Source organism: Streptomyces sp. NPDC088745 (assembly GCF_044751045.1).
Taxonomy (GTDB): domain Bacteria; phylum Actinomycetota; class Actinomycetes; order Streptomycetales; family Streptomycetaceae; genus Streptomyces; species Streptomyces cremeus.
Window position 1 is genome coordinate 165057 of the sequence record NZ_JBIVLB010000001.1, and the last position, 26936, is coordinate 191992.

Sequence of the window (26936 nt, forward strand, 5' to 3'; positions counted from 1 at the left end):
GAGGGCATGCGAGTGCCCACAGACGCGACCGCCCAGGAGCCCGGCCTCCCCCACTCGGCCCAGTCCGAGCCGCCCGCCTATCTCCGCTTCCCGCACCTGCACGGCGACACCCTCGCCTTCGTGGCCGAGGACGACCTGTGGGTGGCGCCCCTCGCCCCGGCCGGGCACACGCCGGGACGGGCGTGGCGGCTGACGGTGGACCGCACCCGCGTCGGGCACCCCCGGTTCTCACCGGACGGCCGTCAACTCGCGTACACGACATGGCGCAGCCTGGACCCCGAGGTGCACGTCGTCCCCGTCGCGGGCGGGCCGTCGCGCCGGCTCTCCCACTGGGGGTCGGTGGACGCCCGCGTCTGCGGCTGGACCCCGGACGGCCAGATCCTCGCCGTCTCCTCGCACGGCCAGCCCTTCTCGTACTTCTCGTGGGCGTACACGCTGCCCACCGACGGCAGCCCCGGTCGCCGCCTCCCCTGGGGTCCGGTGTCCGCCATCGCGATCTCCGACACCCTCCCCGGCTGCAACGGCGAACGCCGCACCCTGCTGCTCACCGGGAAGCCGCCGCACGAGCCCGCCGCGTGGAAGCGTTACCGGGGCGGGGCGACGGGCCGCCTGTGGCTGCACGGCGAGCGCCTGCTGCCCGAGCTGAACGGCCATCTGGACACGCCGATGTTCGTGGCCGGCCGGATCGCGTTCCTCTCCGACCACGAGGGCATCGGCAACCTCTACTCCTGCCTGCCCGACGGCTCCGACCTGCGCCGTCACACCGACCACGCCGACTTCTACGCCCGGCACGCCTCGTCCGACGGGACGCGGGTGGTCTACCAGTGCGCGGGCGAGCTGTGGCTCGTCGACGACCTGTCGCCGACGGGGGCGCCGCGCCGGCTGGACGTCCGCCTGGGCGGACCGCGCTCCGGGCGCCGCGTCTACCAGGTGCCGGCGGCGGGCCACGTGGGCGGGCTCGCGGTCGACCCCACGGGCCGGGCGAGCGCCGTCTCCGTGCGCGGCAGCCTGTACTGGCTGACCCACCGCGACGGCCCGGCCCGCACGATCGCGGACACTCCGGGGGTACGGGTGCGGCTCCCGGAGATGCTGGGCGCCAGCGGGCAGGTCGCGTTCGTGACCGACGCGGAGGGCGAGGACGCGGTGGAGATCGCGTACCTGCCCCGGGCGGCCGGGGCGCGCGCCGCGCGCCGGCTCGCCGCCGGTCAGCTGGGGCGCGTACACGAGCTGGTGGCGGACCCGGACGGGGCGCGCACGGCGATCGCGTCGCACGACGGGCGGCTCCTGCTCCTCACCGTCACCGAGGGCGAGGAGTCCCTGACCGAGGTGATCCGCTCGGTCAACGGGCCCGTCCGCGACCTGGCCTTCTCGCCCGACGGGGCGTGGCTGACGTGGTCGCACCCGGGGATCGGGCGGTCGCTGCGGCAGATCAAGATGGCGCGCATCCATTCCCCGAGCGCCGCGAAGGACGCGGGGACCGCCCTGATCGTGGACGTCACCAACGGCCGCTTCGAGGACGAGAACCCGGTCTTCACCAGCGACGGCCGCTATCTGGCCTTCCTCTCCTGGCGCGGTTTCGACCCGGTGTACGACGTCCACACGGGCGACCTGTCCTTCCCGCTGGGCTGCCGGCCGTACCTCGTACCGCTCTCCTCGGCGACCCCCTCCCCCTTCGCGCTGTCCCCCGACGGCCGCCCGGCGGCGGGCGGCCTGGACCCGGACGAGGCGTCGGAGGGCGACGGCACGGTGACGGTGGAGGTGGAGGGCCTGGCCAACCGGGTGACGCCCTTCCCGGTGGCGGCCTCCAAGTACTCGTCCCTGTCGGCGGTCGCCGGGGGCGGCCTGGTCTGGCTGCGCTGGCCGATCTCGGGCGCGCTCGGCGAGACGTTCGCGAACCCGGCCGACACCTCGGGCCGCCCCACCCTCGAACACTTCGACCTCGCCAAGGCCCGCAGGACGGAACTCGCCGACGACCTGGAATGGTTCGCCGTCAGCGGCGACGGCAGCCGCCTGGTCGTCGTGGAGGACGGCGAACTGCGCGCGGTCCCCGCCACCGAACGCGGCGACGGCGACTCCACCGTCCACCTGGACCTGCGCCGCATCCTGCACGACGTGGACCCGGCCGCGGAGTGGCGGCAGGCGTACGCGGAGGCGGGCCGCATCGTCGACTCCTACTTCTGGGAGCCGGACATGGGCGGCATCGACTGGCCGGCGATCCTCGACCAGTATCGTCCGCTGGTCGAACGCGTGGCCTCCCCCGACGAGTTCGCCGACCTGCTGCGGGAGGTGCTGGGCGAACTGGGGACCTCGCACGCGTACGTCGCCGGCGCGCGCCGCAACGAAGGACCCCCGCACTACCAGCGGGCGATGGGCCTGCTGGGCGCCAACTTCTACGTCAAGGACGGCAACTGGACCGTCTCCCGGATCCTGCCGGGCGACTCCTCCGACTCCAAGGCGCGGTCGCCGCTGGCGGGTACGGGGATCCGGGTCGGGGCGGTGCTGACGCACGTGGACGGCCGGCCGGTGGACCCGGTGACGGGGCCCTTCCCGCTGCTGTCGGCCGCCGGCGGCACGACGGTCGAGCTGACGTTCGTGCCGGAGGGGCCCGCCGGGGAGGTGCGGCCGCGGCGGGTCGCCGTCGTCCCGCTGGTGGACGAACGCCCGCTGCGTTACCAGGACTGGGTGGCCAAGCGCCGGGAGGTGGTTCGCGACCTGAGCGGCGGCAAGTGCGGCTATCTGCACATCCCGGACATGGGGGGCTCGGGCTGGGCCCAGTTCAACCGCGACCTGCGGCTGGAGGTCTCCCGCCCGGCGCTGATCGTCGACGTACGCGGAAACGCCGGCGGGAACATCAGCGAGCTGGTCATCGAGAAGCTGACCCGCCGCATCCTGGGCTGGGACCTGACGCGGGACGCCCAGCCGGTGTCGTACGCGTCCAACGCGCCCCGGGGCCCGGTGGTCGCCCTCGCCGACGAGGCGACGTCCTCCGACGGCGACATGATCACGGCCGCCTTCCGGCTGCTGTCGCTGGGGCCGGTGGTGGGTCAGCGGACCTGGGGCGGGGTCGTCGGCATGACCGGCCGTCACCCGCTGGGCGACGGCACGGTGATCACCGTGCCGATGAACGCGGCCTGGTTCGACGCGTACGGGTGGGGGGTGGAGAACCACGGGGTCACCCCGGACATCCCCGCCCTGCGCACCCCGCTGGACTGGGCGGAGGGGCGGTACGCGGTACTGGACGACGCGGTGAAGGTCGCCCTGGACCTGCTCGCGTCGACCCCGGCGGCGGCCCCGCCGGACTACTCCGCGGTCCCGGACAAGCGGCGGCCGAAGCTGCCGCCGAGGGGGTGAGGGGAGGGGTCCGGGCGGGGCGGGGCCGGGGCGGCGAGCGGCGGGGCTCCGGCCGGGGGTCAGGTCCGCACGCCCCGGGTGGACTCGTCCGCGGCGCCTCCCGCGCCGACGAGCCCCTTGCTCACGCCCGCCAGCCTCGGTGCGAACCGCTGCATCTCCCGTCGGCCGGCCGTCCCGATGACCGCGGGCAGGTAGCCCCGCACCGACTGCATCCCCCGCAGCCACCACTGCGCGTACACGTGGTGGCTGCGGCGCTCGATGCCCGCGACGATCCGGTCCACGGCCGGCCCGAGCGGGTACGTGCGGTTGGACGGCCACGGCAGCCGCTGCCGCAGCTCGCGCATCACCTCGTCCTGGTCGGCGCCGCGCACCATGTCGGTGTCGGTCCACGACAGGTAACCGACGCCCACCCGCACCCCGCGGTACCCGACCTCGGCGCGCAGACAGTGCGCGAACGCCTCCACACCCGACTTCGACGCGCAGTACGCGCTCATCATCGGCGCCGGGGTGATCGCCGCCAGCGAGGCGATCTGGAGGAAGTAACCGCGGCTCTCCAGCAGCACCGGGAGGAAGGCGCGAGCGGTGACCGCGCCGCCCACCAGGTTGACCTCGATGACCCGCCGCCATGCCTGCGGGTCGGAGTCGACAAAGGGACCTCCGGAGGCCACGCCCGCGTTGGCGACGACAATGTCGACTTTCCCGAAGCGCTCCTTGACCTCGGCGGCGACCTGCGCCATCGCCTCGTGGTCGGTGACATCCGCGTGCCACCAGTCGCTCTCGGTGTGCAGCCTGCCGGTGACCTCCTTCAGCAGCTCGGGCTCCAGGCCCACCAGCGCCACGTTGGCCCCGCGCGCGGAGAGCTTGCGGGCGAGCAGCTCGCCGACGCCCCGCGCCCCTCCGGTGACGACCGCGACCTGTCCCTCAAGGCTGTACGTCATGCCACTTCCTCCCCAACTCCCACACCAGCACCAGCACTCGCACTCGCACTCGCACTCGCACTCGCACTCGCACTCGCACTCGCAACGACATAGCTGTCCATCAGCTCGCGGATCCTCCCGTTCACGACTTCCGGTGCCTCCACGGGCGTCATGTGCCCGACCCCGGTGAGCAGCGTCAGCCCCAGCGACTGCCGCAGCGCCGCCTCGATCTCCCGGGCGTGCACCGGCGGCGTGAGCCGGTCGTCCGCACCGGCGACGACCGCCACCGGCACGCGCAACTCACCGACACCGCGCACCAGGTCGAGCCCGGCCAGCACGTGCGACCACCCGACCCGTGCCTGCCTGGGGCACGCGTGCACGATGCGAGCGCATTGCGAAACCCGCTCCGGTGACGTGCCGCGGCCCATCGTGACGTACTTCAGCACCGCCCGGGAGACGGGCGTGACCGGTCCGAGCGGAGCCGTGGCCCCCAGTACGGCCCGGGTCAGCCGGGTCCGCAGCCGGCCCGCCCGCAGCGGCAGCACCAGCGACTCGGCGGCCAGTCGCGCACTGCCGGTGCTGCACAGGAGCACGGCCGCCGCGTGTTCGGCGACGGCGGGCCGCCCCGCCGCGGCCATGATCGTCATGCCGCCCATGGAGTGACCGGCCAGCACCGCCTTCTCGCCCGGCGCGAGCGTCGCGGTGAGCACGGCCTCCAGGTCGTCGGCGAGCCCCTCCACCGCGTACACGCCCGAGTCCGGCGAACGGCCGTGTCCCCGCTGGTCGTACGCGACGACCCGGAAGTCGCGCGACAGTTCGCGGATCTGGGCCGCCCAGAAACCGATGGAACACGTCCACCCGTGCGCCAGCACCACCGCCGGCGCGCCTTCCTCGCCGTACACCTCGACGTGCAGCCGTGCACCGTCGCGCGAGGTGACGGTCAGCTCCCGTACGTCGAGCCCGAGACCGCGCCCCGGCCCGCGTCCGCGCCCGAACCCGCGTCCGCCCGTGACCCGGCTCACGCGACGGCCCCCTCGACCTCGGCCGGAGCGGGGACCTCGGCCCGCACCACGTCGTACTCCGCGAGGTTGACCTCGCGCGTGGCCCGCCGGAACTCCGAGGTGGTGCCCGGCCAGACGGTCGTGTTGCGGCCGTTGGCGTCCAGGTACCAACTGTCGCAGCCGCCCGTGTTCCACACGGTGCGCTTCATGCGCTCCTGCACCCGGCGGTTCCACGCGCCGACCGCCGAGGGGCGCGCGGCGAGGGCGACCCGTCCGCCCAGCGTGTCCAACTGCCGCAGGTAGTCGGCCAGGTAGTTGAGCTGCGCCTCGATCATGAGGATCATCGACGAGTTCCCCAGCCCGGTGTTCGGGCCGATGATCGTCATCCAGTTCGGGAAGCCGACGGCGCTCGCACCGCGCAGCGACTCCATGCCGCCCTTCCACGTCTCGGCGAGGGTGATGCCGTCGGCCCCGACGACGCGGTCGGCGATGGGCATGTCGGTGACGTGGAAGCCCGTACCGAAGATGATCGCGTCGACCTCCGTCTCCGTACCGTCGGCGGCGACCACGGTCGACCCGCGCACCTCGCTCAATCCGGACGCGACGACATCCACGTTGGGCTGCGCGAGCGCCGGATAGTACGTGCTCGACAGCAGGATGCGCTTGCAGCCGATGCGGTAGTCGGGCGTCAGCCTGGCGCGCAGCGCGGGGTCCTTGATGGACTTCGCCATATTGGCCTTGGCGATGGTCTCGATGAAGCCGAGCTCGTTGGGGCGCTTGGTGAAGGCTTGCACCTGGAGTTCGCGGATGCCCCACAGCAACCCGCGCCGGGCCTTGCCGGTCGCCGGCACCGTGCGGTGCAGCCAGCGCTCGGCGCCGCTGATCGCGCGGTCGGCACGCGGCATCACCCACGGCGGCGTGCGCTGGAAGAGGGTGAGTTTGTCGACTTGTGGCTGAATGGCCGGCACGATCTGGATCGCGGACGCACCGGTCCCGATCATCGCGACGCGCTTGCCCGTGAGGTCGTAGTCGTGGTCCCAGCGCGCCGAGTGGAAGACCCTGCCGGGGAAGGTGTCGAGCCCGGGAACGTCCGGCGTCTTCGGGTCCGACAGCGGCCCGGTCGCCGACACGACCACGTCCGCGACGAGCGTCGTGCCGTTCGCCGCCTCGATCTTCCACCAGAGCTTCTCGGCGTCCCAGGTCATCATCGTGACCTCGTGGTTCAGCCGGATGTGCGACCGCAGCCCGAAGGTGTCGGTCACGTGCTCCAGGTACGCCCGGATGTGCTCCTGGCCGGAGAACGTGCGCGGCCACTCGGGGTTGGGCGCGAAGGAGAACGAGTACAGGTGGGACGGTACGTCGCAGGCGCACCCGGGATAGCTGTTGTCGCGCCACGTCCCGCCCACCGCGTCCGCCCGCTCCAGCACGACGAAGTCGGTGACCCCTTCCCTGCGCAGCCGGACCGCGGCCCCCAGGCCCCCGAACCCGGACCCGATCACCGCCACTCGTACATGCTCGTGCTCGAACTCGGCCATGCCCGACGCCTCCCGCACTCAACAACCCAACGACACGTGGTGACACGCTGCGACCATGCCAGCAATCACTGGCATGGTTGGGAGAGTAGAGCAGTGGCGTACTGATCGGTAGGGGTACGACCGAGGAAAGTTACCGGTGGTACGACATAGGCTTCCGGGCGTGGAAGAGGCACCGGAACCCCCCGCCCAGGACGGCATGTCCACCGGCACGCAGGACGCGACGTCCCACCGCGCGCAGGACGCGATGCCCGGCGCCGACCAGGCCGCGATGCCCGGCGCCGGCCAGGTCGCGACGCCCGACGCCGGGCAGGACGGCGCACCCGTCGGCACGCGCCCCACCGAGCCGCGCCGCCCGTACCGCGAATACCGCATGGAGGAGCTGGCCGACGCGGCCGGCATCCCCGTGCGCACCCTGCGCTTCTACCGCGAGCGCAAGCTCATCGGCCCGCCGCGCCGCGAGGGCCGCATCGCCTGGTACAACGACCACCACCTGGCCCGGCTGCGCACCATCGCCGCCCTGTTGGAGCGCGGCCACACCCTCACCGGCATCGCCGACCTCGCCTCCACCTTCGACAGCGGCCGCGACATGGGCGACCTGCTGGCGCTCGGCACCCCGCCGGAGCCCACCGAGGAGACCCCCGTCCGCCTCACCCCGGAGAACCTCGCCGACTACTTCGAGGGCGAGGTCACCCCCGAAAACCTCGCCTCCGCGATGTCGCTCGGCTACCTCACCGTCGACGGCGACGAGATCGTTCACATCAGCCGCCGCCTGCTGGACGCGTCGGCGGCCCTGGTCCGCGAGGGCGTCCCGCTGTCGGAGGTGATGGCGGCCGGCCTCCAGGTCCGCGAACACGCGGACGTCCTCGCCCGCATCTTCATCTCGCTCGTCACCACCCACCACGCCGACCCGCAGCGCCTGCGCCCGCTGGCCAAGAGCGTGGTCGAGGCGGAACTCTCCATGGCCCTGGACCGCCACCTGCCCCCGACCGGGCCCACCACCGCCGAGCGGCCCCGCCCCTGAGACCGCCCTGTGCGCGTGCAGCGCCGCGCCCCCGCACACGCACGCATGCACGTACGCCCTACTGCTTCTCCTCGTATGCCACCGTCACCGGCGCGTGGTCACTCCACCGCTCCCCGTGGCTGGCCGCCCGCTCGACCCAGCCCTTGACCGCGCGGTCGGCAAGTCCGGGGGTCGCCACCTGGTAGTCGATCCGCCACCCGCTGTCGTTGTCAAAAGCCCGCCCCCGGTACGACCACCAGGAGTACGGACCCTCCACATCCGGATGCAGTTTCCGCACCACATCCACATATCCGGCCTCCTCGAAGACCCGCCCGAGCCACTCCCGCTCCTCGGGCAGGAACCCGGAGGACTTGCGGTTCGCCCGCCAGTTCTTCAGGTCGGCCTCCTGGTGCGCGATGTTCCAGTCACCGCACACCACGACCTCGCGCCCGTCCGCCGCCGCACGCGCCTTCAGCGTGACGAGGTAGAGCATGAACTCGTCCATAAATCGATATTTCTCGTCCTGCTTCTCGGTCTCGACCTCACCCGACGGCAGATACAGGCTGGCGACCGTCACACCGGGCAGGTCGATCTCCACGTACCGCCCGCTCGCGTCGAACTCCTCGCTGCCGAATCCGATCTGCACCCGCTCCGGCTGCTGCCGCGAGTACACCGCGACCCCGGCCCGCCCCTTGGCCGTCGCGGGCGCGAGCACCACGTGCCACCCCTCGGGCGCCCGCACGTCCGCCGGCAACTGGTCGGCCTCGGCCCGTACCTCCTGGAGGCACACCACATCGGCGTCGGTCCCCGCCAGCCACGGCACGAAGCCCTTCTTGGCGGCGGCCCGCAGGCCATTCACATTCACGCTGGTCACAGTGAGCATCCAAAAACCCTACCGACCCCGCACGCCCTCCCCGCTCGCTCGTACGCTCGTACCCATGGATTTCCGTCCCGTCGCCTACGACCACCCCGACGCCGTCAAGCTCCAGGCCGACGTCCAACTCGAATACGCCGAGCGCTACGGCGAGGGCGACCTCACCCCGCTCGATCCGGCGATGTTCACTCCCCCGCGGGGCCTGTACCTGATCGCGTACGACGACGAGGGCTTCCCCGTCGCCACCGGCGGTTGGCGCGCCCAGCGCGCGGACGAGGAGAACTACGCCGACGGCGACGCCGAACTCAAGCGCATGTACGTCGTCCCCGCCGCCCGCGGCAAGGCACTCGCCCGCCGGATGCTGGCCCTCCTGGAGGCCGACGCCCGCGCCGCGGGCCGTACCCGCATGGTCCTGGAAACCGGCACCGAACAGCCCGAGGCCGTCGCCCTCTACCTCTCCAGCGGCTACACCCCGGTCCCCCTGGCCGACCGCTTCGGCCTCTACCGCCACACCGACGAAAGCCGCTGCTTCACCAAGCCCCTGCTGTAACCCACCTCACACCGGAACACACACAGCAACTCACACAGCAAAGGGAGCCGGCGCTCACCCGGCTCCCGAAGACCGCTTCCCGATGCCGCGATGATCGTTCCCCACCCGTGAGCTCTGCCGGGCCGGGGAACGACCCTGGTCTGCCCGCTACAAGTGCTTGATCTTCTCGAAGGGACAGCCGCCGGCGACGACAACCACCAGCCCGTACGCCGCGAGGCTGTTGGCCCGTCGGCACAGCTCCGGATCGGACGCCACTCCGGCCGGCACCTCATAACCGACAGAGGGACTGAGTTGTCCGAGCAACAAGCCGCCGCCCAGCCAGGAATCGACCCTGCGGGCCACCGCACGGCGGGCCCCATGTTCGCCGCCTTTCATGGCGCTCTGGCCCCGCACCCGTGGCGCGACCCGGAGTCCGAGCACGACGCGTACCAGCTCTTTCACCAGCGGTCCGCTGCCATGGGGTGGCTCGACGACCGATCCAGCGCCGCTGGAGACGAGCGGGCGGCCAAAGCGCCGGGCCTGTGGGCCATGAACAACGCCACCTATAACAACCACCCTGCCGATACCGAGCCCTTCGCCTGGTTCCAGGTCGAGTGCAGTACGCCGGCGAGTGACCGCCCGCTTCCCGTGCAGCCGTTCCTGCGCTGCGCCGAGGACACCCTCGCGCGCATCGGCACGGCACACCTGTCCGCGGTGCAGATCCTTCTGCCCCTCCAAGGACTCGCCCCCGCCTCCCGCCCGCACAACGCACTCATCCCCTCCATGGAGACCTGCGACTGGTTCGCCGAGCGCGACCCGCAGGCCGTGACTCCCGTGATGATCAGCATCAACAGCGGGCGCGACACTGCGATCCCCACCGTCGCTCGACAACTCACCAGCCGCCTCGGCCGCCTGGAGCAGAAAGTGTTCCTCCCAAGCGGATCGGAAAGCACCGGCAAGGACGTCACTCCGCCCCCACCGTTCGCCGACGAATTCCGGAACGGGCCGCCCCTGCACGGCCTGACCCTGCGAGGCGAGCTCGCCGAATGGTCCTGCGACGCGGTCGGCTGGCTGGCCGCGACCATCGCCGACTCCGCTGCCCAGCTCGGTGTACGTACGCCACTGCTGCTCTCTGTCGTACGAGATCGCAGGACAGGTGAGTGACTGCCCACCCAGCCGAGCCCGGCTTCCCCGAGCGGCATCCGCGTCGTACCGAGCCTGAGAAACACGAAATCCCGTCCAGTTGAATCAACTGGACGGGATTTCGTGAACCGATCCCGAGTTGACTCGCGAACGGTTCGTTGTGTGGGCCGTTCACGAGTGGGTCTGACCTGCTGCGATGCAGCGCCTCCACCACACCCTTCCCGCGAACCGAAAGATCACTTCCCGAATAGTCATGCCCACATCACTAGCATCACTCGCCCGCCACGCCGGGCTGGCTATTTAACTAGCCGCAGGAGAGCCTTCGAACATGGGCCACCTGCCAGCTCCACGCTTGCGCCGCATCGCGAAGGTCATTGCCATCGACCTCACACACCGCATCGCCCTGCTCCCCCAAGAGACTGACCATCCAAAGTGGGCCCTACCTCAACAGACGGCCTTGCTGGACGAGACCTACACGGACACCGTGTCCCGACTCTGCGAAGACCTGTTCCCTACGTATCCCACAAGGAACGGCACAGTCGTAGGCCGCCGCTGGGCCACCGCCCCCGAGGGCCCCACGCTGCGAGTGGAGACACACTTCCACATCGTCCGAGTGGACGCGGAGCCAGCCGACGACATTCCGAGCCAGCGCATCCTCTGGGCACCCCGAACCATCATCGGCCTATGGCTGCAAGCTTCGGAGACCGAGACTGCGAAGATCCTCATCGATGGCTATCTTGACGGCTGGCTTCCTGACGGGCCGATCACTCTGGACTGAGCAGCTAGCTCACCTGACCGTGGACGCTTTACCCATGCCCGATCAGGTGTCCCCGCGGAAACGTGTGGTCCGACGGCTCTGTGCGGTACGCGGGCTGCTCCGAAACCCCCACCGCAGTATCAGATAGATGAGTACGGCGACAACACTGGGGCCACACAGAATGCCCACCATGTTGCCCACCTCGGTGCCGCCCAGTGCGTAGGCGGCGGCGGTACCGGACACGGCTAGGGCCAGCAGCCAGGGGGCCAGGAACCTGGTGCGTTCGGCGAACAGGAGAACGATCGGCCCTCCCCACGCCAGGAGGATGACGGCGAATGCAATGAAGGGAGCAAAGGACATCAGATCTCCAGTATGAACCCGTGCAAACGATGCCGTCCGGACAGGCATCGAATCCCGGACACCCCCGGAAAGGCTGCCGAGCCTCTCCGGGGGTTGCCGAAGTACGCAGTGACGCATCACATGGAATCAGTGAGAGCGCCTGGTTGCTGGACTAGCTGCTGTACTGCGGGTCCGGGGTGGTGCTGGGCCAGGAACAGAACTTCCCGGGCGGATTGGCTCCCGCACCGGTCAGTACGTCCATGGCCCAGGGATTGGCGCTGTGGCCAGTGAGCGGGCCGCAGGTTCCGTACCCCATGCCGTGACCGGTGAGGTCGAGTACGGCACTGAACGGGATGAAGCTCCCCTCGTACACCGGAGCTTTACTGCCGGTGAAGTTGCCCTCCTGGTTGATGGCCTTGCCGTCGACGTATAGGTACTGGCTCGGCATGTGGCTGGAGCGCAGGATCGGGTCTCCGTCGTACGGCTTGACCTTGCCGTCGGCGCAGAGTTGGAAGCTCAGTTCCTGCCAGATGGGCGGTGCGTTGTTGAAGAGCGAGCCCGTCTTACCCGGCTTGAAGAAGGCGTTGTAGATCTCGCCGGCCACCTGGGCCACCGCGTCAGGTACCACCGGCGAGGAGTCCAGCGCGTTCTTCCAACGCTCGGCTGAACCGGTCGCGCCCTCATCCGCGAGCATCGGCCGGTAGCCGATAGAGCCGCCCGAGGTGTAGAGGGATCGGACGCAGGTGTTGTTCTCGGTCAGCTGCGGTGCGATGCCCATCGCCGCGTAGGCGCGGCCTGGGAGGATGCCGGTGGTGCTGGTGGTGGTAGTGGTGGTGCGCCCGTCGTGCTCGTTGAGGTCCTTAGTCGTGTAGTTGAGGTTGGGTCTGTTGATCTTGTAGTCCTGCTCAACTGTCTTGAAGAAGTCCATGATGAAGGGCGGCAGATGCGTGTCGGCGGTACGGTCGTCGTATTCGACGAACTCGCTGCCTTCTACGATCTTGCCGCTGGCATCCTTGACGAAGGAGACGGTCGCCTTGTTCCGGATCTTGTACGCCGAGTCATCCGTATCGAATCGGGACGGCTTGCTGTCGCTGGTAGGGCGGTCGGTGTACGCATTGGAGTAGCGCAGCCAGCTGGCCATGCTCTTGCCATCAGGATGATCGGTGGGGCTGGTGCCAGCCGCGCGTATCGAGTCGTTCCACCGGGTCATCGAGGCACCGGTGTTCGGCATCACGCAATTCGGCGATGGCTGACTGGCGCAGCTGGGAAGTTTGATCACGTCGCCCGAGGTCTTCATGCCCCAGTCATAGATCTTCTGGCGGTTCTCGAACGGACTGTCGATCAGGAGGCTGGACTCGGGGTCCGTATCGAGGTTCTGGTTCTCGTCGAAGAACCCGACCGCCTGCACTGTCCGTTCGACGAAGGTGCCGTTGATCGGGACGACGGCGATGGCGTCGAACGCGATGTCCTGGTCCCCTGTGCCATCGGGGGTGATGGTGTCGAGGCTGACCTTCGGCACGCCGTCGAACATGAACGCGCCGATGTTCTTCCACCGGTTGGTATCGCCGGGTTGGGAGACGACCTTGGTGCGGACGCCCCGGCTGCCTGTGTCGATACGGTAGCGGGCCTGCTTGGTGTGGGCACCGTGGTCGGGCAGGTGGACCATTACCGTTGCCGCACCGTTGAACGCCTTGTTTAGTGTCCAAGTCCCGGTGAACTTCAGCCGTCGGCCCTTCTCATCATTCGGGCGAGTATGCCCAAAGTAGAAGTGACCGCCGAACCCGGCACCGAGCTGGTGCAGATCTACCTTGGACGGCCAGCGGTTGATGCCGCCGGTTCCGGGGTGTACGCCGTCCCCGTTACCGAAGTCGATGGAGAAAGAACCTTGGTTGGTCCAGCCGCCGTTAGCGCAGCCCGGGCGGATTACCGGGGTGCCCTGAGGGAGGTCGTCGATGATCATCGCATTCGCGGGCAGGCCACCGGTGGAGCAGTTCGGCGGGTACGCGGTCCCGTCGGCCTCCTCCGGGTAGGTATCGTCGAACCGCATGAACTCGTTGCCGCAACTGTACGCACAGTCGGTCTTCCACTGCACTGACTGGTGCCACCAGCACTTGGAGTCAGTGCGCTGACAGGGCCCGGTCGAAGGGCTGGAATTTGAGGCGCCGTCGGAGATCTTTGACGGGTCGCACTCGTTATAAGGACCGCAGAAGGTGTCCTCCGGTGGCTTGAGCTGCGCGCGGTTCTGCTTGGCGCTGCCCTTGACCGTGGCATCCTCTCCCGTGCCGTTCCACCACGCGGGGCGGAAGGCGCCTACCAGCTTGCCCGGGGATTCCAGGAAGGACGGCGGGTGTGCGGCGAAGCCAAGGACCTTCTCGGGGTATGGCCAGTGCTGCGGGCGGGCGGCGGCAGAGGCGTCCTCGTTGCCAAGCCGGTTCTCCATGAACGGGAGGCGTCCGGCATCCCACTCGGGGTTGGCGGGGTTGTTGGCCCAGCCGACGCCCCAGGGGCCGTTGCCGTTGACGTTCTCGTAGAAGCCCGAGTTGTACGCCCACAGCGCGAAGAACCAGTTCTCGATACGCTTGGGGTCACCGTCATGGACCTCCACGCCGGCCCTCTTGGCCTGATTCCACTTCTCTACCAGAATCTGTAGCCCAGCAGCGATGTTGGCGGTGTAGTCCAGGGCGACGGCACGCTGCTTCTGGTATTCCCAGGCTGCGCCGCCCTTGTCGCCCTCGCGGCCGGCCATCCGCATGTGGTCGGTGACCTGCGTGATCCCATAGCCGCAATCAGCCTCGTCGAAGTTGATGTCCCAGTCGTTGGACGTGTCGCCGTCGTAGAGGTCGATGCCGTAGTAGTTGCCGATCAGCGGGCTGGCGGTGACGCCAGGCACGGCGCTGCGCGCCGCCTGCCACATATTCGACTCCTGCGTGGTAATGCCGAGCAGGATCTGGGCCGGGACTCGACCGCCGCCCTGGAGAACAGGGTTGGGGAAGGACACTTGTGGGCTGTACGCCGGCATACCGAGGTTGCGCCAGTTGGCAGGTCGCGAGATGTGTTTGTTCAGACCACCGATGACGGCCTGATCGACGGCCCACTCGACCTGGCGCGGCTTAGGCTGCATCGCTTGGTTGCGGGGGTCGTTACGAGGTACGGAGCAGGTTCGCTCCGACTCCACGATCTCGTTGCGGGGATCAACGGCCGCCCGGGGGCCGAGCTGGGCGGACTTGCCACCCTCAGCGGACGTCGCCAAACCCTTGGACGCGCCGGCATCCTTGGCAACCTGCTTGCCTTTCAAGCGTGGTGACGGGGTACGGCTCTCCTCCCATTGCGGTGAACGTGTAGCCAGCGGCTTCACCGTGAAGTGAGCTTTCTCGCCGGTGTCGCGGACGGTGGCGATGATGTTGACTGGACGGGCGTCCAGCGCGGACTGAGGCGCCAGGTGCGCGGGCGAACCCTTGCCGTCGGCCCACACCGTACGCTCGACGACAGCCCCAGCGTGGCTGGAGACCAGCGCGTCCTTGCTTGCGCCGACCAGGTGCTGAACGGTGCGCGGCTGCGGTCCCTGTGGGGTGACGTCGCCGGTGACAAAGACGTCCTTGCCTGCTCGGGTCAGGCCGGTCGCGGAGAGCTTGCCGTGGCCCAGCAGCGCGGGCTTGGCAGGCTTGGTGACCTGGGGTAGGCGCTTGACGTAGGTCGTTGCTTCGGTGTCCTTGGTGGGGCGCTTGGCCCGGTCCAGGAAGACGACGCCGCCGTCGCCGTCGGGGCTGATCCGGTAGGCGGTGTTCGCGGTCCGGGTCAGGATCTTCTTTTTGCCCTTGGAATCTATGGACACCAACTGGGTGCCGAAGGCGGCGACAATGCCCTCGCCAGTGCGCACCGCTGAGGTGACCTGCCCACCCGTGACGATCGCGGAGCCCAGGGTGCCCTTGGCCGCGTCGAGTGGGATCAGGCGGGTGGCGCCGAGGTCCTCGCCCGGAGACTGGGTAAGGACTGCGGTATCGCCGGTGCCGCAGCCCGGGTTGTAGTACGACAGCGAGGCAGTGACGGAGAACTTGGTGACGCTGCCGTTGCTCAGGTCCACCACGGCGGTGAAGCCGCCACGGGCCATCAGCTTCGGCTTGTTGGTGAAGGTGCGCGGCGCGTACACGACCACCGCATACCGGCCCGAGCCAGTCACACAGGCGTTACCAATCCACTGGTCCGCGTCCAGGCCAGGCTCGGCCAGACTCGCCGTGGTCTGCCACTGATAGCCAGCCGACTCGCGGGCTGTCATGAGGTGGAAGCCCTGAGCGTCACCCGTGGTGGTCCAAGCGACGTCACCAGACTTCTGCCAGTCCTTACCAAGCTTCTGGGCACGCTCGGCCGATGGCACCGCGGCCGCGGACTCCCGGGCGATGTCCGGATCGGCTGGAGCAATCAGCGGCGTGGTCTCGTTCGCTACGACGCCAGCCGCGGCCGGGACCTGCACCAGACCGGTCATCGCTGCACTCGCCACCAGGATCGCCAGTGACACCCGCGCCGTTCTTCGGTGACGCGGAACTCCTAAGGTTCTCAATTCAGTTTCCTCTTCGGTTCACGGCTCGCCATATAAAGAAGCGACGAGCATTTCAGGCAGGTACATGCCAAACGCATGCAATGGCTCAGCGGCTTACGGATAGCACCTCAGAAAGGAGAAGCATCGAGCCGAGAAAAGAAACGCGCACGAACAGTTGGACCGTAGGGACCGCTACGCATATGGCGCAGACCTCCCGCAGCTTGCGAATATGTCGGCAATGGGGATACACTCAGCTACTTTTGGAACTAGCGAGATATTTTTAAAGCGTGGCCGCTCCCCATCAAGGTTCAGGCCTGTGCCTGCAGGGTCTGCAGGCACAGGCCTGATAAAAATTCTCCACGTTCCGAGCCTGAGGGCTACAGTGGCACCAATTGCGTGGTGATTCTCACTCAGAATCTCTTACTCGAAGCATTCTGATTCTTGAGCTTGGTTATCAGATTTGCCGCTGGCCAATATGAGCCACAGTTCGGCGAGAACGCCTGGCTGGTTCCTTGGTGGCCAGAATTAAAGTAGATGCGATGAGTGGCCGTGCACTCACCATTAGAAGCTGAAGCTGCAGCATTCTTCACTGCGGCACCGTTGCCATATTTTGCACCACCCATGACACACTGGGCCGTGCTCTTAGACATTTGCATTGCCTCAAAGACATAACGCACCACGATCGTTCCGCCGTTTACCGTCTCACCCCAATGATCCCAGTTGCTTCGATTCGTAACGAAACATGCACTCAGCGAGTAATTGGACTGCTCGCTCCTACTGTTGTAGTAGATGGCGAAACAGTAGTTGTTTCCGGAGGAGGAACAAGTGTCCGACTCATAGGAAGTTCCTGCTGAAGCTGGAGTTGTCGAGAGCCCGAGTCCCGCGAGGGTGACCAGCATGACCGCTGCACGCCTAAAGTGGTTTCGCATGGTTTACTTAGCTCCCTTTTTGTACGCTTGGACAAATTTCGCTACTGCAGATTCCTTTTCCTTCTTCACCTGGGACAACTCGCTTTGACGTTTGGTGATCTCGATCCCCTGCATAGCTTTTTCTACACCATGCCAAGTAGGAATCAAGTTGCTCTGCTTCTTGCAGTTCACATCCGCCGTAGCCAAGCGAATTTCCTCAGCTGCAGGCTCCGTGGCAGCGAGTGAATCCCGAACCAGATCCGGCGCCTTCAGGGGACTCGCGACCGTGAACCCCTTGCTCTTCATGCATGAGGACCAGGCCGTCATCGCCTTGACGGTCCGCGGATCGCTTTGAGAAAGGCTGAATGCCTGCGCCTCGGCCTCCTCAGCCTCTGTGCTTTGCGGCATTGGGAACATTCGCGCCGCCTCACCCCGGCATCCCCCCTCAGGCACAGGTCGGCCTTCGTACTTTCCCTCGCTAATTTCTGGTCCGTCCCCGGTGAAAACGGCTTCTTCGGCTCCCGGTGTCGGCTCCCATCGAGGCGATTCAGGCGTGTCCGCATCGAGGTGATACCCGTTCTTCTGGACCGAGGAAAGGTCGGATACCCCATACCGCCGCCCCATTCCGGTTTCAACTTGGGCCACAGTAGACTCAACTAGCGGAGCTGGGGGATTAAAGCCTTCGAAACTAAATCCCTTCATGCATGAACGCCACTGGTCCTGGGTGGCCACCTGCCAGGCGTACCTTTCCTGGGCACTGTAGAGGTAATTGTTCAACGGCAAGGTGAGCCCTTTAGCGAGACCCTTCGTCGGCGCTGTCGGCACACTGCCCAGCGAGAGCCGGTCAGTCTTTTCATCACCTACAGCACCTTTCGCTACACCTTGGCTTGCTGATTCATTTGCCGACAATGTCCCGCAGCCAGCAACGGCCAGCAAGAGGAGAGCCGCGCCCAACACTTTCCCCGACTTCGATGGAATTTCCTTCAGCACATTCTGCATGATCATGATCCCCTTACATTCAAACGGCAACCCCTCCGAGGGGGCCCTATTTACCGTTCTGGCGAATAACTAGTTCGACATCTAACCGATTTTGAGTTAGGAGCCATCGAGAAGACTTAACGTCGATCATGGAACAGTCAAGGCGACCGCGATACCAGAAGATCACCACATGCTGAAATCGACATCAAAGAACGGAATCGCTTTCCAGATCGCACTTAAGCTGCTGCTCATTTCATGACCTGCCTCCTCGGAACACCCCTCCTCCCTCAACCAGTTCTCTGCACGGGCTCTGATCTCGCAGCGAACGATGTCCGGGCGCCAGAGGGCCAGCCAGGGATTGGCCCAGACCATACGCAGAACAGACACTTCACACGCACAAATCGATCATCTTTGGCTGTATTCCGTTTGCGTCAGAGACCCGACAGAGCAGCCTCATCGGCTGCCACCTGCGCAGATGGCGTGATGCGCTGCACTCCGCTTCGCCAACGGAGTCGGCTGGTTTATGTCGCAGAAGGCACACTCACCAACCGCGTCATGGGCCAGCAAGTAAGGTGCCCACGCACTCAACGGGCCTTGCATGCGGTGGTGCCGTACCCAAATGGTGTTACACAAGGCCGTGTTTGAGCAGGTCAGGGCCTGTGATGACAGTTCTCCGGCCATGATGCGAGCGCAAGGTTGTGCACGTGGGCGACAGCCTGGACAGGGTGGTAGAGGCCGTCGCCGTGCTGCCGGCAGGCGCGGAGGATCTTGTTGTTCTCCATCCGGCCGATCACATGCTCCACCCGGGCACACACCTTGCGATGAGCTGCGTTGTCCGCCTCCTCGCCCGCCAACAGGGGGCGGCGCAGGCGTTTGCGGTGGGGCACGACCATGCCGCAGTTGAGGTAGGCGCCGTCGCCCAGCACGGTCACGCCCTGGCAGTACTCGGCCAGCCGGACGCCCGCCAGGCATGCGCGTCCGCGGTAGTGCTTTGCACCGAGTTGATCCAAGCCGAATCCTGCCACGCCCACGTGGGCGTCAAGCAGATGTCGTTCCGCCCTGTGGATGTCCAAGCCACCGAGAAGTAGGTTGCTGCCCCTACCCTCCCCTCTCCCGACGACGATGCCGCTACCGTTCAAACCCCTGCCGATCCATCCGAGTTGAGTTCCGAGTTCCGTCACACCTAGACTCTCGCCGTTGGCTTGGTCCATCACTGATCGCCTCGGTATCAATGAGCACGCTTCTATCCGACTAGCAGCCAGGAGCGATACATCCTCGCCGCCTGACGGCGGTCTCAAGGACAAGGCGCCCAACCCGGATCGCCCTACACGACTCCATGCCGCAGGCGAAAGACATCTCCTCACGCCGACCCAAACCTGTCGTGTGCGTATCGAAATGAGCACTCTATGTAGCGCTCCTTGAGAATGGAATGCCATGTTCCGTTCTGCCTGGCAAACCCCGTAGGGTGTGCCTGTCAGAAACGCCAGGCACGGTAGATCAATATGAGCAACAGAGCAGATAGGCGCTCTGATCTGCTTGTCGAGGCATTGACGCTGATTCGTCAGGACCGGGATGAACGGCGAGCGGATTGCTCGGCACTGCGTGGGGAGCTCACTCAGGCTCTCAATCGAGTTGCCGAGTTGCAGGACCGACTCTCGGAAGAGGAATGCGGGCTTGAACAGGCCGAAGCGCGATGCCAGTTCGTCGAAGCTTCCCTGTCCACACCCGAGTCCACTTCGTATGCCGCTCCTGTGCCCGATGCTGCCCCTGCTACCCCGCAGCCCGTTCCTGCACCTGCACCTGCACCTGCACCTGCACCTGCACCGAACTTCGTCGCAGCGCGTACCTCATTCCCAGCGTTCCTCGCTCCGGCATTGCCCGCCCAGGGGCCCTCTGCTCCTCGTCAGAGCCAAGACGAGTCCCAGGAACTCGTGCAATCGAGTGTGACGCAGGCTCCGCTGGATGAGCTTCAGGACGACGACTCCAATAGCCTGCAGGACTTCATCATCACGATCCTGGCTACCTCTGACCGTGCCATGCACGTCGACGAGGTAGTCGAGACCATCGACCGCCTGCGGACCAAGGGCCACACCGAGAAGCTCGGGAATTCCAAGCGTCCGAACGAGGATGTGCGCACCGCCATGAACCGGCTGGTCACTAAGGGGCACGTGGAAAAGGTCGCCGCCGGCACCTATGCCGTGGTCCGCACTGTGCCAGACAACTCGGAAGGCGAGGCTGCCTGACCCAGACACACGCCTCTGATCATTTGTGAGAGGGGTGGTGCCGCCGGATTGCCCTCCGGCGGCACCGATACGTGCCCCTGATCATGATTCACGTGCATCCCAGTCTAGTCGACGACTACCGCTGGGATCGCGTGGCCTATTCCTGTATGCCATTTCACTTATTGGTGGCATGGAAAGTAGGCCCTTGTGCCGGTTATTCCGTCGGCATCATCAGCATTCCGCCGTGGCGGGGCTCTCAGCCCCCGGCCAGAGTGCGACAGCGAGCCCGTCTTCGAGCAAGCTCACCGTGACGACGTCGGGCCAGCTGATTCCGCTGAGCAGGTTCACGATCGCCTGCCGGTTGACCCCGGTGAGAGCGGCGGCCTGGCGAAGGCTCAGCCCTTGTTCGTCCAGCCTCTCCCGCAGAGCGCGCGCAATTGCTTGGACGACCCTCGCCTGGGGGTGTCCGACCACGCTCGTATAGGGCCACGCGTCCGGGTCCGCGGCCAGGTCCCGCGGCGTCGTACTGCGCTGGGTGCCACCGGGCATCGAGATGCGCTCCTCCAAGTTGATGTGCACTATGTCGAGCAATGCGGCTATTTGTTCAGCCGCTATTCGTGGTGCGTCGCACTGGAGACCAAGATGAGTCAGGCAATCCTGCGGTACCGCCCCAAGGACGCCCCTCCCGAGTGGGAGGCGGTGGCCGACGGCGTGCGGATGGTCGTCGCCACCGTCGCCGACCACGTCCCCTACCGGCTCACCACCGTGCTCGGCGTCATGGCGACCCTCGCCATCAGCGCCGAGCGCGCTGGCCTGGCACGCGATCCTGCTGTCTGGCTGGAGCAGGGCACCATCACCCGCTCGCTGCTGCTGAACACCGACATCGCCCCGAACAGCACGCAGACCTACGCATCGATCCTGGCCCGCGTAAGGGAGACCCTCGTCTGGGTCGAGCGCGGTGAAGCCCCACGGCCCCACCTGAGCGGGGACCGCTCCCGCGCGGAGCCCTACAGCACCAGCGACCTCACCCGTCTGGACGTCTGGTCCGACAACCTTCCGCCCGCCCCTACAGGCAGGGGCAACGCCAAAGCACTGCTCACGCTCGGTGCCGGCTGCGGACTCACGCCCAAGGAGATCCTCGCGGTCCGTGGCAGCGACGTGCACATCCTCCCGAGTGACGCCGTCGTCGTGGGAGTCCCCGGCACCGACCGCCTCATCGTGTGTCGCTCCCTGTGGGAGGAAGCGCTCGCCGGGCTCGCCTGAACCGTCGGCGACAACTACCTGTACGCACCCGACAGGCAGGTCACCTACCCGAAGAACGCCATCAGCAACTGGACCAGACGCAACAGGCTCGGCGACCAGAAGGTCCCCGTCCTGGATACCCGGCGCTTGCGCGCCACCTGGCTCGTCGCGCTTCTGCGCGACCATGTTCCGGCCGACCTCGTGGCCCGCGCCGCCGGCATGAAGACGACCGCCGCGCTCGCTCCTTACATGGCCTGGGTACCGGCGATCTCCCGCGACGCGGCCGTGCGCATGCTCCGGGGATGGGCGTGAAGCGCCGGGGCGGGCAGCACCGGCCTGCCCCTTCACCGCACCCCTCCCATCTGAACGACCGTCTGGTGCGCCAGGTCGTCGACCTCGTACGTGCCAGCGGAGTCCTGGAGGAAATCGCGGTACTGGAAGCCCGCCGTCCTGGCCCTCGTGGTCTCCCTACAGAGACCGTGCTGGTCGGCATGGTGCTTGCGGCACGGGAGTTGCGCAGTACCAACGTGGACGATGCCTGGGAGTGCGTGCAGTTCCGCCTGCGCAAGCACTGGCTGACGTACTTCGGGCTGAAGGACGTCGACCGTACGGACATTGAAGTCACCCGGGCGTCGGCGAAGCGGTTCTACGACGCCTGGTCGCGCATCACGACAGTGCTTGACCCGGCCCGCCACGACCGCCGTACGCGCATGCAGCGGGACCAGGCCGTCATCTACCGGCGTGCCTGGCTGCACCGCACGCACCACGACTCGACGCCGACGCTGTCGCGCATCGCCAACAAACTGGTGCTCACGCCCGTGCGCACTGCCGTGGCCCGGGGTCTCATGGATGACTGGGCCGGTGACCTCTCGGTGGACGCCACTGCCATTCCGACCTGGGCCCGCCACAGCACCCGTCGCCGTGCCTCGCTCGAAGTGAGCGCGGGCGTTCATGTTTCCGGCGGTGGCCACAAGACCTTCGGTTACAGCGCCACCCTGCTGGTCGCCGGTCACGCCGAGCCGTCCCTCGCCGGCCGGTACCCCCAGCTGTGCATGGGCTTGTCCCTGCACACGCCAGGCAAGCAGATCGGCCACCAGGCCGTCCGCCTGCTGCAGGTCGTCAAGCGCCTGTGGCCCGTCCAGGGTTACCTGGCAGGTGACTTGGCCTACGCCGATGCCAAGGTCGAGAACTTCCACGACCCGGTACGGGCTGCCGGGTACAAGCCGGTCCTCGACTACAAGACGACCATGGTCCGCAAGGACAAGAACGCCGTCGAAGGCACGCTCGCCATCGCAGGCGACCTGCTCTGCCCCCACACCCCACAGCGGATCATCGACACCTACCACCGGATGGCCGCTGCCAAGCAGAGCAAGACCCGCGAGGAGCTCCTGCCCGACATGCTGGAGGCAGACTCCTACGTCCTCCCGCTGAAGCAGTCCGCCGACCACCGCGGTCTGGAACGCTGCCAGTGCCCCGCCGCTGGCACCAGTCCCCGTGTCACCTGCCCCTGGGCACAGGAACGCGATGCCTCCGGCACACACCGGCGCCGCAGCCACACACCGCGCCGCCCCGTCCGCGCCCAACCCCAAACCATCGACCTGACCAACCGCCGTGCCAGGCAGGCACATCCGGACGCCAGGCCGACGGTGCGACCTCCGGAACGGCCCGTCCATCAGCGTCCGGCGATCTGCCAGCAGTCCACGATCACCGTGCCGGTCGACGTCATGCCCAAGCTCCGACAGGAGCTGCCCTGGGGGCGCGAAGCCTGGCAGCGTGCGTACCGCAGCCTGCGCAGCCACGTGGAAGGCCTCAACGGCCGGGCCAAGAACGTCGAGACGTTCCTGCACTCCCGTGAGAAGCGCCAGAGCAGAGGACGAGTCGCTCAGACCCTGCTGAGCGCAATCCAGCTCATGGTCGAGAACCTGAGAACCATCGAGTCCTTCCTGCGCGATCAGCGCCTGTGGAAGGAAGAGAACTATACCCTCGGCGACATACCCGAGACTCCGGACCCGTACGAGAGCCCGGCCGAGGAGATAGGGGAAGACAACTCCGCCCCGCCGCCCGAACCGTAGAAGCTGCATCGGCGAGACAGGCGCAACAACCGCACAACCATCAGCGCGCCGCAGGACCACCCGAGTCCTGCGGCCGCTTCGCCATGCCCGCACAGCCACAGCCAGCTCCGCTCACCGTGCCCACGGAACCGAACCGGGCTTCCCCGAGCGGCATCCGCGTCGTACCAAGCCTGAAAACCACGAAATCCCGCCCAGTTGATTCAACTGGGCGGGATTTCGTGAACCGATCCCGAGTTGACTCGCGAACGGTTCGTTGTGTGGACCTGTGGGGATTTGAACCCCAGACCCCCTCGATGCGAACGAGGTGCGCTACCAGACTGCGCCACAGGCCCTTGCAACGAGATGAACTCTAGCACCTCTTCCGGGGTGCTCGGTAATCCGTTCCTTCCACCCCCTCAGGCCCCCCACCTGCGGCGGGTCACTCATTGGCCGCGCGTGGGCGGTCGTCCTCGTCGTACTGGTCGAAGAGCGGGGTACGGCCCCGGTCGCGGGAACGGCGGCCAGCCGGGGGGCGGCGGGCGCCCGGCGTGGGCAGGTCGTCCGTGGCGGGCTCGGCGGGGGCCGCCGGGTCGGCGGTGCTGGAGCGGGCGGAGCTCCAGGTGCCCGGGGCGCCCAGGTCGAGTTCGCCGGTGGCGCGGGGGGCGACGGGAGCGGTGACGTACGTCGGCAGGGGGACCGGGACGGGCTCCCAGCTCTCGCCGCGGGCCGCGCCGCGCTCGCGTTCGCGCTGCTGGTCGACCCACTCGGCGTGGTCCGTCTGCTCGACCAGGGCGCGCCGTCCGGCCTCCTGGGGGGAGACGACGGGGGCGGGCTCGGGCTCCGGGCGGTCGTCGTCCTGCTCACCGTGGGACTGCGAGGCGTGGGAGTGCGGCTGGTGGCCCTGATGGGCGGGGTGGCCCTGGTTCGCGTGGGGTCCCTGGTGTGCGTGGTGGCGCTGCGGGTGGTCCGGCGACGGGGCCGGCACCGGGCGGCGGACCTGCTGGGTGCGCTGCTCGCGCAGGCGCTGCGCGGCGAGTTCCGCGCGGCGGCGGTCCATGGTGAAGGCGAACCGGCGCTTCTCCTGGTTGCGCAGATGCACGATGTACGTACTGAGGAGCACGGCCGGGATTCCGGGGGCCCACAGGTAGCGCAGCCCGCCGACGGCGGCGACGATCGCGCCGAACGTGAAGGCGGCGAAGAGCAGCACCGTGGTGCGCCGGCGGCGGGCCAGGACCTTGGACCGGCGGGCGCGCTCGACCGCCGCTGGCGAGGGCTTGGCGGGGCGGGGCCGCTTCCGCTCGCGCACCGGCTGCGACTCGCCCGGAGCGGCGGCCTCCTCGCGCTCGGCCCCCTGCTGCGCCGTGCGTCCGGCCCCGGAGGCGGCCTTGCGCTCGGCCCTGGAGGAGGGCGCGGCGAAGGCGCGGACGTCGACCGAGTCGGTCACCGGGTCCGCGTCGGACGGGGCGTCGGGGTCGCTGGGCTCCGTGCCTTCGGTGCCTTCCGCGCCGTCGGCGCGCTGCTGGAGCTCCTTGGCGTACCGGCGCTCCATGGCCGCGCGTCCCGACAGCAGTCGGATGGCGGTGCTGAAGCGTTCCGTCGGACGAGCCTCGTTGAGTTCGTCCTGCCTGCGGAGCCACATCGGCACCAAGTAGGCGGCCCAGGCCCCGACGATGACTGCGTAGATCAGGCCGCTGCTGCTCACACCCCACACCGTAGAGGGGCCCGGAGGGGGGCATCCGCCAATTGGGCCGGTGTGTCGGGCGTATCTGTCTGATATTCCGAACTTTTTTGACGCGAGAGCCGGTAGCCTCGGTCAAATTCGAGCACTTGTTTTATTTTTGCGAGGCGGAGCGGCGCCGCCAGCGCCCCAGGACGCCTTCGGGGACCTCCTCCGAGGTCAGGGCGAAGACGAGATGGTCGCGCCAGGCGCCGTCGATGTGCAGATAGCGCGGGCGCAGGCCCTCCTCGCGGAAACCGAGCTTTTCCACCACGCGACGGCTGGGCCCGTTCTCCGGGCGAATGCACACCTCCATGCGGTGCAGCCCGACGGTGCGGAAACAGTGGTCGACCACGAGCGCGACGGCGGTCGGCATCACGCCGCGCCCGGCGACCTCACGGTCGACCCAGTAGCCGACGTGCGCCGAGCACATCGAGCCCCAGGTGATCCCGGCGACCGTCAGCTGCCCGACCAGCTCGCCCCGGTACTCGATGACGAACGGCAGCATCCGGCCCGCGTTCGCCTCCGCCCGCAGGTGGCGCACCATTTGGCGGTACGTCGGACGGTGGGCGACCGGGCCGGTGGGCGCGGGCGGCGGGATGGTCGCCTCCCAGGGGCGCAGCCAGTCCCGGTTGCGGCGGTTGACCTCGCGCCAGGCCCGCTGGTCGCGCAGCTTTATCGGGCGCAGGACCACGTCCCCGTCCCTGAGCTCCACGGGCCAGGCGGCGGTGTTCAGTTCGTCCCCCCGGAAGTACCGGTGGGCCCGGGGTGGTCGCCGCCGCGGAGCTGGTCGACGGCGTGCAGCAGGATGCGGTCGAGGACCGCGAGGCCGTCGCGGACGCCGCCGGTGGAACCGGGCAGGTTGACGATCAGTGTGGTGCCGCCCGCGACGCCGGCCAGCCCCCGGGAGAGGGACGCGGTGGGCACGTGCGGGCGGCCCTCGGCGCGGATGGCCTCGGGGATGCCGGGGATCTCGTAGTCGATGACCCGGCGGGTGGCGTCGGGGGTGCGGTCGGTGGGCGAGATGCCGGTGCCGCCGGTCGTCACGATGACGTCGTACGCGAAGAGCACGCCGTCGCGCAGGGCCGCTTCGACGGGGTCGCCGTCGGGGACGACCTCGGGTCCGGTGACGGTGAACCCCATCCGGGTCAGGCCTTCGGCTACCAACGGGCCGCCCCTGTCCGCGTACACCCCGGCGGAGGCGCGGTTGGAGGCGGTGACGACGAGCGCGCGGTAGGGGCGGGTGCCGGGGCCCGCGTGCAGGGGCTCGCCGGGGACCTGGGACTCGTAGCCGGGCTCGGAGACCGGGCCGGGTACGGCGTCGGGGCGGGCGTGCGCCTCGGAGTGGCGGTCGGCCTCGGTGTCGGCGGGGGTGTCGGGGGCGAGGGCGGACGCCGGGTGCCGGGTGCTCATGCGCGGGTCCAGTCGCCGGACTTGCCGCCGGTCTTCTCCTCGACCCGCACGTCGGTGATGACCGCGCCCTTGTCGACGGCCTTCACCATGTCGACCACGGTCAGGGCCGCGACGGTGACCGCGGTGAGGGCCTCCATCTCGACGCCCGTACGGTCCGTGGTCTTCACTGTGGCCAGGATCTCCACGGCGTCGTCGGCGACGGTCAGCTCGACCGTGACGCCGGAGACGGCGAGCGGGTGGCAGAGCGGGATCAGGTCGGGGGTGCGCTTGGCTCCCATGATCCCGGCGATGCGGGCGGTGGGGGGGGGGGGGGCGGCCGGGGGGCCCCCCCCCCCCCGGGGGCCGGCCCCACCCCCCGGGGGCCCCCCCCCACCCCCACCCGCCCCGGGGGGGGGGGGTTGTGGATTTGATTCGGGGAGAGCACC

The 26936-nt window shown here is 68.1% G+C and carries 20 protein-coding genes, 1 tRNA gene and 2 pseudogenes; 9 read left to right on the plus strand and 14 right to left on the minus strand.

What is annotated here, in order from left to right; genetic code table 11:
* The first annotated feature begins 6 nt into the window (after positions 1-6).
* Positions 7-3351 (plus strand): S41 family peptidase, encoded by a 3345-nt coding sequence (locus ACIP93_RS00700; RefSeq protein ID WP_401754159.1) that lies wholly within the window; start codon positions 7-9, stop codon positions 3349-3351.
* A 59-nt stretch (positions 3352-3410) separates the two neighbouring features.
* Here ACIP93_RS00700 and ACIP93_RS00705 read toward each other — a convergent pair whose 3' ends face one another.
* The 3 genes from ACIP93_RS00705 to ACIP93_RS00715 all read right to left on the minus strand — a co-directional run bounded on the left by ACIP93_RS00705 (position 3411) and on the right by ACIP93_RS00715 (position 6804).
* Positions 3411-4289: an SDR family oxidoreductase gene (locus tag ACIP93_RS00705; protein WP_401754162.1), complete on the minus strand. Its 879-nt coding sequence runs from the start codon at positions 4287-4289 to the stop codon at positions 3411-3413.
* A complete protein-coding gene (locus tag ACIP93_RS00710; protein WP_401755595.1) occupies positions 4286-5212 on the minus strand; it encodes an alpha/beta fold hydrolase in 927 nt (308 codons plus the stop codon). Before ACIP93_RS00710 ends, ACIP93_RS00705 begins: the two co-directional genes overlap by 4 nt.
* Before the next feature lie 74 nt (positions 5213-5286).
* Positions 5287-6804: a flavin-containing monooxygenase gene (locus ACIP93_RS00715; protein ID WP_401754165.1), complete on the minus strand. Its 1518-nt coding sequence runs from the start codon at positions 6802-6804 to the stop codon at positions 5287-5289.
* 370 nt (positions 6805-7174) lie between these two features.
* Here ACIP93_RS00715 and ACIP93_RS00720 point away from each other — a divergent pair, with 370 nt between their 5' ends.
* On the plus strand, positions 7175-7825 hold the full coding sequence (locus tag ACIP93_RS00720) for a MerR family transcriptional regulator (RefSeq protein ID WP_401755598.1): 651 nt from the start codon (positions 7175-7177) through the stop codon (positions 7823-7825).
* 58 nt (positions 7826-7883) lie between these two features.
* Here ACIP93_RS00720 and ACIP93_RS00725 read toward each other — a convergent pair whose 3' ends face one another.
* Positions 7884-8687, minus strand: a complete 804-nt coding sequence (locus ACIP93_RS00725; protein ID WP_401754168.1) for an exodeoxyribonuclease III — start codon at positions 8685-8687, stop codon at positions 7884-7886.
* Positions 8688-8742: 55 nt separating this feature from the next.
* On the opposite strand from ACIP93_RS00725, the gene ACIP93_RS00730 reads away from it, so the two are divergent.
* The 3 genes from ACIP93_RS00730 to ACIP93_RS00740 all read left to right on the plus strand — a co-directional run bounded on the left by ACIP93_RS00730 (position 8743) and on the right by ACIP93_RS00740 (position 11128).
* On the plus strand, positions 8743-9228 hold the full coding sequence (locus ACIP93_RS00730) for a GNAT family N-acetyltransferase (RefSeq protein WP_345222045.1): 486 nt from the start codon (positions 8743-8745) through the stop codon (positions 9226-9228).
* A 291-nt stretch (positions 9229-9519) separates the two neighbouring features.
* Entirely contained in the window at positions 9520-10371 is an 852-nt protein-coding gene (locus ACIP93_RS00735) for a hypothetical protein (protein WP_401754171.1), read from the plus strand.
* Between the two features lie 307 nt (positions 10372-10678).
* Positions 10679-11128: a hypothetical protein gene (locus ACIP93_RS00740; RefSeq protein ID WP_401754174.1), complete on the plus strand. Its 450-nt coding sequence runs from the start codon at positions 10679-10681 to the stop codon at positions 11126-11128.
* Positions 11129-11170: 42 nt separating this feature from the next.
* Here ACIP93_RS00740 and ACIP93_RS00745 read toward each other — a convergent pair whose 3' ends face one another.
* The 4 genes and pseudogenes from ACIP93_RS00745 to ACIP93_RS00760 form a co-directional block, all read right to left on the minus strand.
* Entirely contained in the window at positions 11171-11467 is a 297-nt protein-coding gene (locus ACIP93_RS00745; RefSeq protein WP_401754177.1) for a hypothetical protein, read from the minus strand.
* A 151-nt stretch (positions 11468-11618) separates the two neighbouring features.
* Entirely contained in the window at positions 11619-15959 is a 4341-nt protein-coding gene (locus tag ACIP93_RS00750; protein WP_401754180.1) for a hypothetical protein, read from the minus strand.
* A gap of 953 nt (positions 15960-16912) precedes the next feature.
* On the minus strand, positions 16913-17893 hold the full coding sequence (locus tag ACIP93_RS00755) for a hypothetical protein (RefSeq protein WP_401754183.1): 981 nt from the start codon (positions 17891-17893) through the stop codon (positions 16913-16915).
* A 623-nt stretch (positions 17894-18516) separates the two neighbouring features.
* Positions 18517-18863 (minus strand): annotated as a pseudogene (locus tag ACIP93_RS00760) (transposase family protein); the annotation flags it as partial.
* 505 nt (positions 18864-19368) lie between these two features.
* Between ACIP93_RS00760 and ACIP93_RS00765 the strand changes: the two are divergent.
* Positions 19369-20109 (plus strand): hypothetical protein, encoded by a 741-nt coding sequence (locus ACIP93_RS00765; protein ID WP_401754186.1) that lies wholly within the window; start codon positions 19369-19371, stop codon positions 20107-20109.
* Positions 20110-20319: 210 nt separating this feature from the next.
* Here the strand turns inward: ACIP93_RS00765 and ACIP93_RS00770 are convergent, their stop codons facing one another.
* Positions 20320-20679, minus strand: a complete 360-nt coding sequence (locus ACIP93_RS00770; RefSeq protein WP_401754189.1) for a helix-turn-helix domain-containing protein — start codon at positions 20677-20679, stop codon at positions 20320-20322.
* A gap of 51 nt (positions 20680-20730) precedes the next feature.
* Here ACIP93_RS00770 and ACIP93_RS00775 point away from each other — a divergent pair, with 51 nt between their 5' ends.
* The 3 genes from ACIP93_RS00775 (at position 20731) to ACIP93_RS00785 (ending at position 23402) form a co-directional block, all read left to right on the plus strand.
* The gene (locus tag ACIP93_RS00775; RefSeq protein WP_401754192.1) at positions 20731-21351 is read left to right on the plus strand and encodes a hypothetical protein; all 621 of its coding nucleotides are present in this window, start codon (positions 20731-20733) and stop codon (positions 21349-21351) included.
* Between the two features lie 126 nt (positions 21352-21477).
* Positions 21478-21642, plus strand: coding sequence for a hypothetical protein (locus tag ACIP93_RS00780; protein ID WP_401754194.1), 165 nt, complete (start codon positions 21478-21480; stop codon positions 21640-21642).
* Positions 21633-23402 (plus strand): hypothetical protein, encoded by a 1770-nt coding sequence (locus ACIP93_RS00785; RefSeq protein ID WP_401754197.1) that lies wholly within the window; start codon positions 21633-21635, stop codon positions 23400-23402. Before ACIP93_RS00780 ends, ACIP93_RS00785 begins: the two co-directional genes overlap by 10 nt.
* Positions 23403-23660: 258 nt before the next feature.
* On the opposite strand, the gene ACIP93_RS00790 is transcribed toward ACIP93_RS00785, so the two are convergent.
* The 5 genes and pseudogenes from ACIP93_RS00790 to moaC form a co-directional block, all read right to left on the minus strand.
* A tRNA-Ala gene (locus ACIP93_RS00790) sits at positions 23661-23734 on the minus strand.
* Positions 23735-23820: 86 nt separating this feature from the next.
* Entirely contained in the window at positions 23821-25083 is a 1263-nt protein-coding gene (locus tag ACIP93_RS00795; RefSeq protein WP_345222041.1) for a hypothetical protein, read from the minus strand.
* A 130-nt stretch (positions 25084-25213) separates the two neighbouring features.
* A complete protein-coding gene (locus tag ACIP93_RS00800; protein WP_401754200.1) occupies positions 25214-25813 on the minus strand; it encodes a GNAT family N-acetyltransferase in 600 nt (199 codons plus the stop codon).
* A 17-nt stretch (positions 25814-25830) separates the two neighbouring features.
* The gene (locus tag ACIP93_RS00805) at positions 25831-26511 is read right to left on the minus strand and encodes a molybdenum cofactor biosynthesis protein B (RefSeq protein ID WP_380836786.1); all 681 of its coding nucleotides are present in this window, start codon (positions 26509-26511) and stop codon (positions 25831-25833) included.
* Positions 26508-26821, minus strand: a pseudogene (gene moaC / locus ACIP93_RS00810) (cyclic pyranopterin monophosphate synthase MoaC); the annotation flags it as partial. The gene ACIP93_RS00805 and the pseudogene moaC, both read right to left, overlap by 4 nt.
* Positions 26822-26936 lie beyond the last annotated feature (115 nt).